This window comes from Salinicola halophyticus, from assembly GCF_003206695.1.
Lineage (GTDB): Bacteria > Pseudomonadota > Gammaproteobacteria > Pseudomonadales > Halomonadaceae > Salinicola > Salinicola halophyticus.
The window spans coordinates 727,009-737,956 of sequence record NZ_PZJN01000006.1 but is presented as its reverse complement, the minus strand read 5'-3'; the positions used below and the strand labels follow the sequence as shown (position 1 = coordinate 737,956).

Below are 10,948 nucleotides of genomic sequence, written 5' to 3'. Positions count from 1 at the left end.
CCCCGAATAAGTAAAACCCCGAACAAGCCAAAGCCGAATAAAAAAGGATTCACGTTGACGACGCCCGTCTTCCTCGCCGTACTCGCCGGCGCCCTCATGCATGCTAGCTGGAACGCGCTGGTCAAGGTGGGCCTCGATCGGCTGCTGAGCATCTCGTTGATCCAGGCCGCCTGCGCGCTCATTGCTCTCGCTGGCGTGACCTTCGTGCCGCTGCCGCAACCGGCCGCCTGGCCATGGCTTGCCGGTTCGGCCGTCCTGCATATCGGCTACAACGTGTTCCTGGCACGCGCCTACCGGGTTGGCGATCTCGGCCAAATCTACCCGATCGCCCGCGGCTGCGCGCCGTTGCTGGTCACCGCGATCAGTGTCTTCGCGCTCAGCGAGCACCCTTCCTGGCTCGGTTATCTCGGCATCGTGGTGCTGGTGCTGGGCATCTTGTGCATGGCGTTCCGCGGGGGGAAAGGGCCGCGCCTGGAACGCGCGTCGCTGATCAATGCGCTGACGACCTCGGCTTTCATCGCGGGCTACACCCTGGCCGATGGCAGCGGCGCTCGCACCAACGGCGATGCCATCGGCTATGTGATCTGGCTGTTCCTGCTCGACGGTTTCGGCATGCTGCTGGTCCTGATCGCCATGCGTGGGGTTCGCGTTCTTCCCGAACTGACGCGCCATTGGCGAGTCGGCCTGATCGGCGGCGCGCTCTCCATCGGCGCTTACGGCATCACGATCTGGGCCATGACTCAGGCCCCGATCGCGCTGGTCGCCGCGCTGCGCGAAACCAGCGTTCTTTTCGCCATCGCCATCGGCGTGGTCTGGCTGAAGGAACCGCTACGCCGTGAACGCCTGCTGGCTGCCGGTCTGATTCTGGGTGGCGTCATTCTGACGCATTGGGGATGACTGCCATACCACGGCAAGACTGCTAGGCTTAACGATACTGAGCCACTGCCCTGCCAACGCCGTTCAACCGTCTTGCGGCGCGCATCGACGCTCACTAAGACGAAAGCCATCCAGGCGACAGCGATCGGCAAGGAGCCCATTTTGTCTCTTATCGCTCCACCCCACGCCACCAATGCCGACGGCCAGCCGCGCAAGGTCGGTGTCGAACTCGAATTTGCCGGTGTCGGCCCGATTCAGGCCGCGCGCCTGGTCGAAATGACCTTCGGCGGTCACGTCGAGCAGCACAGCGCCCATCGGCTAACGGTAACCGGCACCCCATGGGGCCATTTTCATGTCGAGCTGGACAGCAAGTATGTCCACCCCGATGAGCAGATACTCGACCGCATTCGTGCCAGCGATGGTCAACCCCCGGGGATCGGCGAACACCTTCGTGCCAGCGTGCACAGTCGCACCCGCGAATGGCTAGGCGACATGGTGGCAGGTCTGGTGCCGACCGAAATCGTCTGCCCGCCGATCCCCTGGGACGAGCTGGAACGGCTGGATGAGCTGTTCGTTGCCCTACGCAGCCATGGCGCCCAGGGTACCGATGCCAGTCTGCTCTACGGTTTCGGGCTTCATCTCAATCCGGAGATCCCCTCGCCGAGGGTCGAGAGCGTGCTGGCCCATCTTCGCGCGTATCTGATTCTGGCAGACTGGCTACGCGACGAGATCGTGGTCGACGTGACGCGGGACATGCTGCCGCATACCCAGCCCTTTCACAGCGACTACACGCGGAAGGTACTGGCACCGGACTACCATCCCTCCTTGAAGACGTTGATCGACGACTACCTGCTCGCCAATCCGACGCGCAACCGTGAGCTGGATCTGCTGCCACTGTTCTCGTGGCTGATGCCGGATCACCCCAACGAACTGCTGCGCGAGACGCTGGTCAAGCCGCGCCCGACCTATCATTACCGGCTGCCCAACGCGGCGCTATCCGACCCGGAATGGGGCGTGGTCGTGGAGTGGAACCGCTGGGCGGAAGTCGAGCGGCTCGCCGCCGATCCCGATCGACTGGCCGAGCGCGGCGCCGCCTACCGCGAACATCTCGCCCAGCCGACGCTCAGCCGCTGGCTCGACTCCCTTCGACACTGGATGCGTCATTGATGAATTCAGCGAAACGTCCGGAAACGGAAGCCAGATCGCGCCAGACTCGCCCGGTGATCGGCATCACCACCTCGGACCACAAGAGCCTTCTGGCCTGGTGGTGCGACTGGCTCTCGGTCTGGCGCGCGGGGGGGAAACCACTACGTATCTCGCCGTCACGGCCTCTGACGCAGCCAGTGGATGGCCTGGTCATCGGCGGCGGTGACGACATCGGCGCCCAGCGCTACGGTGGCGAAGTGCAGCTTGACGTTCGTATCGATCCGGCTCGCGATGAACTCGAACTCGATCTGCTCGGCCACTACCTGCCGTCGAGTCTGCCGATCCTGGGCATCTGCCGCGGCGCCCAGATCATCAACATTCACTGCGGCGGCAGCCTGATCGAAGATATTCAGACGACCTACAGCCACATCAAGAATCGGCGCATGGTTCTGCCTCGCAAGCGAATCGAGATCGAGCCGTTCAGCCAGTTGGCCGACATTCTCAACCGCCGCTACTGCAACGTGAACAGCCTCCATCATCAGGCCGTCGACCGGCCGGGGGACGGCCTGAAAGTGGTCGCTCACGATCGCGACGATCTCGTTCAAGCCATCGAGAGTGAACGCCACCCGTTCCTGATCGGTGTGCAGTGGCATCCGGAATTCCTGCTCTTCAGTCGCTCCCAGCAGCGCCTGATTCGAGCGCTGGTGGAGGCGGCTCGACAGCAGCGCCAGGTGCCGGTTGAAACCGGCGAGCGACAGCGGCCGGTGGATGAAGACTGACCGCACCGCCGCATTCCTTGCCGTATCCCTGGCCGCACCAGGTTGCTATCACCGAGCCATTAGGACGGCATCACTGCCAGCCGTCTTCCCGCCGGCGAGCGCAACAGAAACAGGCCGATGACGATGCCCATCACCGATAGCGCCGCGACGTAGATCGCCGGCGACATGGGATACCAGCGCATCAGCGTAGTGACGATGATTGGCGTGAAACCACCGAAGAGTGCGTAGGCGACGTTGTAGGAGAACGAGAGCCCGCTGAAACGCACTGCCGCGGGGAAGGCCTTGACCGCAATCGCCGGTATCGCCCCGGTGATACCCACCGAGAAACCGGCCAGCGCGTAGAGCGGCATCAACTGCTCCGGGCGCTGGCCGACCACGCTCATCATCAGCCAATAGCTCGACCCCAGCAGCGCACTCCACCCCACCAGCGTCGCCCCGCTACCGAAACGATCGGCGCACCAGCCGGCGACCACGCAGCCGACTATTAGACACAGAATCGCCACCACGTTGGCGAGCGAGGCGTCGAGCCCGGCGTACTGCGCCGCCAGCAGCGGCGGCGTCATCAGCATGACGACGACGATGGCTGCGGTCAGAATCCAGCTCACCGCCATGGCCAGCAGTACCCCGCCCAAGTGATCGCGGAGAACTTTCTTGACCGGCAGTTCGGCCGCCAGGGCGCGGCGTTCGCGCATTTCGGCGAAGACCGGCGTCTCACTCAGCCAGCGGCGCAGGTAGACCGCGATGAGTCCGAACGCGCCACCGAGCAGAAACGGTATGCGCCAGGCGCCGCTCGCCAGTTCTGGCGCAGAGAAGTGCGATTTCATCACCGCCGCCACCAGCGAGCCGATCAGAATTCCCGCTGCCAGCCCGGCCGATAGCGTACCGCAGGCCAAGCCGACATGACGGCGCTGGACATGCTCGGTGACGAACACCCAGGCGCCGGGTACCTCGCCGCCCACGGCAGCGCCCTGCAGCATGCGCAGCAGCACGAGCAACAGCGGTGCCAGATAGCCGATCGACTCGTAGGTGGGCAGACAGCCGATCGCCAACGTGGGCAGCGCCATCAGCAGGATCGACAGCGTGAACATGCGCTTGCGCCCCAGCAGGTCGCCGAAGTGCGCCATCACGATGCCACCCAGCGGCCGCACCAGGTAGCCGGCGGCGAAGATGCCGAACGTCTGGATCTGGCGCAGCCACTCCGGCATGTCCGACGGGAAGAACAGCTGCCCGATGACCGTGGCGAAGTAGACGAAGATGATGAAGTCGTAGAATTCCAGCGCGCCGCCGAGGGCGGACAGCGACAGCGTCTTGACGTCGCCACGGGAGAGCGGACGCGACGACTCGGACGAGGTGGGGTCGTGAGACATAGTGATCTTCCAAAAAGGACGGCACCCAAAGGTGCCGTCGCGATCATTCCATAGCGGAACTGCCGAGATCGGAACTCGCCCGCCAGCGCGGTTCGTAACTCGAGACGCGGCTCATTGTTGCATCAAGGCCAGACGCTGTCCGTTCGGCGCGCGCAGCAGGAAGATCCCGATGACGACGCCGAGCGCCGACAACGCGGCGATATAGTACGCCGGGGCCGCGGGATGGCTCGCCATCAGCGTCGAGACCACCACCGGCGTGAACCCGCCGAAGATCGCATAGGCCACGTTGTAGGAGAACGACAGGCCCGAAAAACGCACCGCTGCGGGAAACGACTTGACCGCGATGGTCGGCACGACGCCGACGATACCCACGCCGAAGCCGGCCAGGCAGTAGAGCAGCATCAGCTGGTCGGGATGGGTCGGCACGGTGTGCATCATGACCCAGTAGGTGATTCCCAGCAGCAGGCTCCACAGAATGATCGTGATACCGCTGCCGATGCGATCGCAGCACCACCCCGACACCACGCAGCCGATGATCACGCAGACGATCGCCCAGACGTTGGCCAGCGAGGCATCGATACCGTAGACCGACTGCAGCAGGCTCGGCGTCATCAGCACGACCACTACCACCGCACCGGTGAGAATCCAGGTCACCGCCATCGACAGCACCACGCTGTCCAGATGCCGACTCAGCACACGTTTGACCGGCAGCCCGTCGGAAAGCGCTTTCTTGGCGCGCATCTCGGCGAACACCGGGGTCTCTTCCAGGTAACGACGCAGATAGACCGCCAGGAATCCGAATACACCGCCGATCAGGAACGGCACGCGCCAGCCGTAGGCGCTCATCTCTTCGGGGGTGTAGTAGGACTTCAGAAACGCCGAGATGATCGAGCCGATCAGGATGCCGGCGACCAGGCCCGAGGCCAGCGTGCCGCAGGCGAGACCCACGTCCTTGCGCGAGACGTGCTCGGTGACGAAGACCCAGGCGCCCGGGACTTCGCCGCCCACCGCCGCGCCCTGCAGGATGCGCATCAACACCAGCAGCAGCGGTGCCAGATAGCCGATGGTTTCGTAGGTGGGCAGGCAGCCGATCAGCAGCGTCGGCACCGACATCAGGAAGATCGACAGCGTGAACATGCGCTTGCGACCCAGCAGATCACCGAAGTGCGCCATGATGATGCCGCCCAGCGGGCGGGCCAGATAACCGGCGGCGAATATGCCGTAGGTCTGGATCATCCGCAGCCACTCCGGCATGTCCGGTGGAAAGAACAGATGCCCGATGACCGTGGCGAAATAGACGAAAATGATGAAATCGTAGAATTCCAGCGCGCCGCCCAGGGCGGAGAGCGACAGGATCTTGATGTCACCGCGTGACAGCGGACGCGACGGAGCCGCATCGTATTGGGGTGCGTTAGCCATGGCCGTGTTCTTTTTTCTGAGGCGTTGAAACGTACGTGTCCAGTAGCCAACGTGCTTCACGGAAGCTCGACAGAGGGTGTCATCCGCCGCACGAAGGGGTCATGACATTATCAGACTTTATAAGTTCCGTCAGTGTGGCCGACGGGTCCTTGGTTGGCTTCCGCGCAAGATCCAGATACCGATACAAAGAGGCTTGCGCTAGAGTCTCTTTCGTCCGCTCCAATCACAGGCCCAGGTCATGAAACCCTTGCTCATCCTGTTGCTCCTCGTCTCCGCGCTGGGCGTATTGACCGTCCATGCATGTCCCAAAGGCCAGCATCCTCACGGCGGAACTGGATCGCACCACAAGGGCGGCTGGTGCTCCTAGCCCCGCGACAGAACGCCTAATACCCAGACATAAAAAAACCGGCCTCCGAGGGCCGGTTTTTCATCATCGACGGATGTTCAGCTTTCCAGCTTGGCATCCAGCGAAATCTTGGCGTTCAGCAGCTTGGAGATCGGGCAGCCTTCCTTGGCCTTCTGCGCGGCGCTGTCGAAGGTCGACTGATCGGCGCCGGGGATCTTGGCTACCGTCTTGAGCTGGACTTCGGTAATGGTGAAGCCGCTGTCGTCCTGCTCCATGATCACCGTCGCGTCGGTCTTGATGCTCTCCGGCTCGATGCCCTCTTCACCCAGCATCATGGACAGCGCCATCGAAAAGCAGCTGGCGTGCGCGGACGCTATCAGCTCTTCCGGGTTGGTGCCCGGCTCGCCCTCGAAACGGGTATTGAAACCGTAGGGGTTTTGCTTGAGCGCGCCGCTCTCGGTGGATACGACACCCTTGCCTTTCTTGAGACTACCTTTCCATTCGGCGGATCCGGATTTCTTGATCGTCATCATCAACTCCTTCTGGTTCGATGTAACCGTTCGAGGCTACTGCCATCACAGCGGATGGAGTGGCAGTCAGTGTAGACCACCTGCGCCAGACGTCATCCCAATCGCTCTCCAACAAGCCGATTCGAAATGGAAATCCTGTTTTAGGCCTTGAGTGCTGCCAACGCGGAGTCGTAGTCAGGCTCGTTCTTGATCTCGCTGACCAGTTCGGCATGCAAGATCTTGTCCTGCTCGTCGATCACGATGACCGCCCGCGCGCAGAGCCCGGCCATGACGCCGCTCTGCAAGGCGACGCCGTAGCGTTGACGAAACTCGGGATGACGAAAGCACGACAGCGTGATCACGCGGTCCAGACCCTCGGCGCCGCAGAAACGGCTCTGGGCGAAAGGGAGATCCGCCGACACGATCAGCACCGCGGTATTGTCGAGGCCGCTGGCATACTCGTTGAACTTGCGCGTGGACATCGCGCAGGTCTTGGTGTCGACGCTGGGAATGATATTGAGCACCTTGCGCTGATCGGCAAAGTCGGAAAGCGAGCGCTCCCCGAGTTCGGCGTCGGTCAGGGTAAAGGCGGGCGCCGTATCGCCAACGACGGGAAATTCACCACCCACTTCGACGGGCACCCCGCCTCGCGTCACGCTTTGCATGATTGTCTACTCCCGCTGGAATGATTCAGAGATCAAAGGAACTAGAGAGGTGGCGTGCCTCGCGGCGCGCCATTCCAGACCAGCATAGCCTATCCCTCGGCCTTGCCGGACGATCGCGTCAGCAGTTCCCGCGATGCCGCCAGGGCCTTCGAATCCGAGGCGCGTAATAACGTCATGTTGCGCTCGGGGATGGCCTCGGGGTCGGCGTGACTTGCGAGTGCTCGTTCGAGCTCGGCTTCGCGCAGGATATGCAGCATCGGGTAAGGCGAACGGTTGGTGGCATTGGCCGCATCGGTCGCCTCGACGCCATCGAAGACATAGTCCGGATGAAAACTCGCCAGCTGATAGATCCCGCGATAGCCCAGATCGTCGAACAGCCGCTCGGCCAGCTCGAGCCAATCCAGATAATCATCGAAATCGTCCATGCCGGCGGGCGCAATCAGCAGCGTGGTGGCAATCGAAGGCTCCGCGTCCAGTCGGCGACATTCGTCCACCAGTTCGTGCAGCAACCCTTCCAGTTCTGCGGACTCGGCCAGCGCATAACGAATGGCATCCCGGCGCATCTCGCGCCCGGCAAAAGGACAGATATCGTGGGCCACGACGAAGGATTCGAGCCAGGCTCGGGTGAGGCTGATCGAAGAGGATTCGATGACGGAACTCCTGAATTCGGTGGGTCACCCGGGTGGCGTCTTCACACAAATCGCAAATCGATTCACGTAAAGCGAACGTACGCGCCACACAAGTCGAGTAATGTTACGCAGTTACCGCGAAAGTGATTTGCGAAACCCGCGAGCGGCGGCCAGCATAACAGTAACACCTTCATGGAACGGGAGTTTCCGATGCCAGATACGCCGCCGCATATCGTCCTGCCCGAAAGCCTCGGGGCACCGTCACTTGCCCTCCCGGCCATGGGTCAGGGCACCTGGTACATGGGAGAGGATCTCGTTCCCCGTCAGCAGGAGATCGACGCCCTGCGTTATGGCCTGGATCTCGGCATGAGCCTGATCGATACCGCCGAGATGTATGGCGACGGCGGTGCCGAGCGGGTCGTAGGCGAGGCGATACGCGGTCGCCGTGACGACGCCTTCGTCGTCTCCAAGGTTTATCCCTGGAATGCTGGCCGGGATAGCGCCATCGCCGCCTGCGAGCGCAGCCTCGAACGCCTGGGGATCGATTGCCTGGATCTCTACCTGCTGCACTGGCCGGGCAATATACCCCTCGAAGAGACGTTCGAGGCCTTCGAGCGGTTACGTGATCAGGGCAAGATCCGACGCTTCGGCGTCTCCAATTTCGATGCCGACAATCTCAGGGCCCTGGACGCCATTCCTGCCGCCACCGAATGCGCAACCGACCAGGTGCTCTACCATCTCGGCTCCCGCGGTGTCGAAGTCGACATCATCCCGTGGATGCAGGACCACCACATTCCCGTGATGGCGTACTGCCCGCTGGCCCAGGGCGGCCGGCTGCGATCCAAACTGCTTTCGTCGAGCGTGGTCAACGAGATCGCCGACAAACACGGTGCCAGCGCCGCGCAGATCCTGCTGGCCTGGGTGATTCGCCCCACCTGCGTGAGTCAGGACGGCATGCGTGGGGTCATTGCGATTCCCAAGGCGTCGAATCTCGCCCACGTCGAGGCCAATGCGAAGGCGCTCGAAATCGAACTCGACAGCGAGGACCTCACCCAGCTCGATGACGCCTTTCCGGCACCCAAGGAGCCGGTATCGCTGGATATCGTCTGAACTATCGGCGAGGCCGTCGTCTAAAACCGTATCAGCGCACTTTCTCATTCAGCACTTTCTCACTCAGCACTCTCCCACTCAGCACTTTCCCCACTCAGCCCCATCAGGAGCGACGCATGCAAGCGATGTCAGCGACCCCGGCCTCTCACTACCGCCGTTGGCTACCGGCCTTGAGCCTCGCCCTGGGCACCACGCTGGCTGGCGCACCGGTGAGTGCCGAGGCCCAGGAAGCCGACGCTGCCGAGCCAGATCGCAAGACAACGCCGCGCTACGGCGCCGAACTGGAAGGCTTCGACTATCCATACCCGGTGGAACGCTTTCGCTTTACCTCCCAGCGTCAAAAGATGCAGATGGCATATCTGGACGTCCCTGCCGACGAGCCCAATGGCCATACCATCGTGCTGCTCCACGGCAAGAATTTCTGCGCCGCAACCTGGGAAGACTCCATCAAGCGTCTCAACGAGGCCGGCTACCGCGTGATCGCGCCGGATCAGATCGGTTTCTGCAAGTCGAGCAAGCCCGAGGCGTATCAGTTCAGCTTTCATCAGCTGGCGACCAACACGCATGCCCTGCTCGAAAGCCTCGATCTCGACGACGTCACGATCATGGGCCATTCCATGGGCGGCATGCTGGCGAGCCGCTACGCGCTGATGTATCCCGAACAGACCGAGCAACTGGTCTTGGTCAACCCGATCGGGCTCGAAGACTGGAAGGCCATGGGCGTGCCCTATCAGCCGATCGACGAGGCCTACGCCAGCGAGCAGAAGAAAGACGCCGAGGGGATTCGCCGCTATCAGCAGTCGACCTACTACGTCGGCGAGTGGGAGCCGCGCTACGATCGTTGGGTCGACATGCTGGCCGGCATGTACGCCGGGGATGGTGGCGATCTCGTTGCCTGGGATCAGGCGCTGACCTCCGACATGGTCTTCACCCAGCCGGTCATTCACGAGTTTGGCGAAATCAGGGTCCCGACGCTGCTGCTGATCGGCGAAAAGGACAACACGGCGATCGGCAAGGGGTTCGCCTCCGATGAGGTCAAGAAAACCCTGGGCCACTACGATGTGCTGGGCGAGCGCGCCGCTGAACGTATTCCCGACGCCGAGCTGGTCGAATTTCCCGAGCTCGGTCACTCGCCGCATATTCAGCAGCCCGAGCGATTTCACGAGGCGCTGCTCGACGGCCTGAAGCGCCTCGACGACTCCTGAGCTCGGCGGGCGATCCTCTAAACCGAACGCTACAGCGATAGCTGCCCGGTAGTCGCGACCGAGCCGCGTCGGGACGCCAGCCGATCCGCCAGCCGGGTCGGCTCCGGCAGCTTGGTCTTGCCCAGGCAGCGCACGACCCAATTGACCGCGCTATCGAGGGACATCCGATGCCCCGGTGACACGAACAGCGGTTTGACGCCTTCTCTCGAGCGCAGAACGACGCCGATGGTGACGCGGCCGCGTTCGTCGACGGCAACGTCGCTCGGGTCCTGTTCACGTCGGCGATCGGTTAGCGGCGTCCATTCGCCTTTGACCGACGGTACCTCGCCGAACTGCCCGCACAGCCGGCTCTTGCCCACGCCGATGGTCGGCAGATCGAGCCACAGCCCCAGATGGGAGGCGATTCCCAGTCGACGCGGATGCGCGATGCCTTGCCCGTCGACCATGATCAGATCCGGGCGCTGCGACAGCTGCTCGAACGCGCCCAGCGCCGCCGGAATTTCGCGAAACGAGAGCAGGCCCGGCACGTACGGCATCCGCGTCGGCTCGCGGTGCACCACCTGCTCGACCAGCGTGAGCGATGGCCATTCGAGCAGCACCAGGGCCGCCCGCGTCGTCTCGCCGCCATCCTCGAAGCCGATATCCATGCCTGCGATCAGGTCGACCTCACCCAGCGTATCCTCGCGTATGATTGCTGGCGCCAGCTGCTTCTGCAGCGCGATCGCCGCCTCGGGCGTCAGATTCCATTCGTGTAGCGCCATCCTGGGCTCTCCCGGTTGTCTCCATGAGTCCGAAAGACTAGTCCCAGGTCGCGCGTCTCTCCAACGGCCGAGGCAATATTGAGGCGCGGTCGTGGCGGTGCGCGGCCATAAGGAAGCGCGCATTGGGTCTTTTCCC

Annotated in this window: 11 protein-coding genes; 5 read left to right on the top strand and 6 right to left on the bottom strand. The window is 62.9% G+C overall.

The genetic code is table 11. The annotated features are described in order from the left end of the window. The first annotated feature begins 54 nt into the window (after nt 1-54). The 3 genes from DOM58_RS11110 to DOM58_RS11100 all read left to right on the top strand — a co-directional run bounded on the left by DOM58_RS11110 (nt 55) and on the right by DOM58_RS11100 (nt 2,801). Complete coding sequence (locus tag DOM58_RS11110) at nt 55-897, top strand: EamA family transporter (protein WP_110692873.1); 843 nt, start codon at nt 55-57, stop codon at nt 895-897. A gap of 141 nt (nt 898-1,038) precedes the next feature. Beyond that, nucleotides 1,039-2,043, top strand: coding sequence for an amidoligase family protein (locus tag DOM58_RS11105; RefSeq protein WP_110692872.1), 1,005 nt, complete (start codon nt 1,039-1,041; stop codon nt 2,041-2,043). Further along, nucleotides 2,043-2,801, top strand: coding sequence for a gamma-glutamyl-gamma-aminobutyrate hydrolase family protein (locus tag DOM58_RS11100; protein ID WP_110692871.1), 759 nt, complete (start codon nt 2,043-2,045; stop codon nt 2,799-2,801). Before DOM58_RS11105 ends, DOM58_RS11100 begins: the two co-directional genes overlap by 1 nt. Nucleotides 2,802-2,860: 59 nt before the next feature. Here the strand turns inward: DOM58_RS11100 and DOM58_RS11095 are convergent, their stop codons facing one another. From DOM58_RS11095 to DOM58_RS11075, 5 genes are all read right to left on the bottom strand, one after another. Then, a complete protein-coding gene (locus tag DOM58_RS11095) occupies nt 2,861-4,168 on the bottom strand; it encodes an MFS transporter (protein ID WP_110692870.1) in 1,308 nt (435 codons plus the stop codon). A 111-nt stretch (nt 4,169-4,279) separates the two neighbouring features. Next, nucleotides 4,280-5,587 (bottom strand): MFS transporter, encoded by a 1,308-nt coding sequence (locus DOM58_RS11090; protein ID WP_110692869.1) that lies wholly within the window; start codon nt 5,585-5,587, stop codon nt 4,280-4,282. Nucleotides 5,588-6,031: 444 nt separating this feature from the next. Continuing rightward, the gene (locus DOM58_RS11085; protein WP_075562899.1) at nt 6,032-6,463 is read right to left on the bottom strand and encodes an OsmC family protein; all 432 of its coding nucleotides are present in this window, start codon (nt 6,461-6,463) and stop codon (nt 6,032-6,034) included. 140 nt (nt 6,464-6,603) lie between these two features. Next, complete coding sequence (gene tpx / locus DOM58_RS11080) at nt 6,604-7,107, bottom strand: thiol peroxidase (protein ID WP_110692868.1); 504 nt, start codon at nt 7,105-7,107, stop codon at nt 6,604-6,606. Between the two features lie 89 nt (nt 7,108-7,196). Then, nucleotides 7,197-7,742 carry a DUF1415 domain-containing protein gene (locus DOM58_RS11075; RefSeq protein WP_280951132.1) on the bottom strand — a complete coding sequence of 182 codons (546 nt, stop codon included), beginning with the start codon at nt 7,740-7,742 and terminating at the stop codon, nt 7,197-7,199. 204 nt (nt 7,743-7,946) lie between these two features. On the opposite strand from DOM58_RS11075, the gene DOM58_RS11070 reads away from it, so the two are divergent. Continuing rightward, complete coding sequence (locus DOM58_RS11070) at nt 7,947-8,846, top strand: aldo/keto reductase (RefSeq protein ID WP_110692866.1); 900 nt, start codon at nt 7,947-7,949, stop codon at nt 8,844-8,846. Nucleotides 8,847-8,962: 116 nt separating this feature from the next. Beyond that, nucleotides 8,963-10,051: an alpha/beta fold hydrolase gene (locus DOM58_RS11065; RefSeq protein WP_245392237.1), complete on the top strand. Its 1,089-nt coding sequence runs from the start codon at nt 8,963-8,965 to the stop codon at nt 10,049-10,051. 29 nt (nt 10,052-10,080) lie between these two features. On the opposite strand, the gene nfi is transcribed toward DOM58_RS11065, so the two are convergent. Further along, nucleotides 10,081-10,812, bottom strand: coding sequence for a deoxyribonuclease V (nfi, locus tag DOM58_RS11060; RefSeq protein ID WP_110692865.1), 732 nt, complete (start codon nt 10,810-10,812; stop codon nt 10,081-10,083). Nucleotides 10,813-10,948: the final 136 nt, after the last annotated feature.

What these genes read in the sequence shown, in the direction of transcription:
- DOM58_RS11090 (WP_110692869.1), bottom strand. Translation starts at nt 5,587, where the DNA reads ATGGCTAACGCACCCCAATACGATGCGGCTCCGTCGCGTCCGCTGTCA.
- DOM58_RS11100 (WP_110692871.1), top strand. Translation starts at nt 2,043, where the DNA reads ATGAATTCAGCGAAACGTCCGGAAACGGAAGCCAGATCGCGCCAGACT.
- DOM58_RS11065 (WP_245392237.1), top strand. Translation starts at nt 8,963, where the DNA reads ATGCAAGCGATGTCAGCGACCCCGGCCTCTCACTACCGCCGTTGGCTA.
- DOM58_RS11070 (WP_110692866.1), top strand. Translation starts at nt 7,947, where the DNA reads ATGCCAGATACGCCGCCGCATATCGTCCTGCCCGAAAGCCTCGGGGCA.
- nfi (WP_110692865.1), bottom strand. Translation starts at nt 10,812, where the DNA reads ATGGCGCTACACGAATGGAATCTGACGCCCGAGGCGGCGATCGCGCTG.
- DOM58_RS11085 (WP_075562899.1), bottom strand. Translation starts at nt 6,463, where the DNA reads ATGACGATCAAGAAATCCGGATCCGCCGAATGGAAAGGTAGTCTCAAG.
- tpx (WP_110692868.1), bottom strand. Translation starts at nt 7,107, where the DNA reads ATGCAAAGCGTGACGCGAGGCGGGGTGCCCGTCGAAGTGGGTGGTGAA.
- DOM58_RS11095 (WP_110692870.1), bottom strand. Translation starts at nt 4,168, where the DNA reads ATGTCTCACGACCCCACCTCGTCCGAGTCGTCGCGTCCGCTCTCCCGT.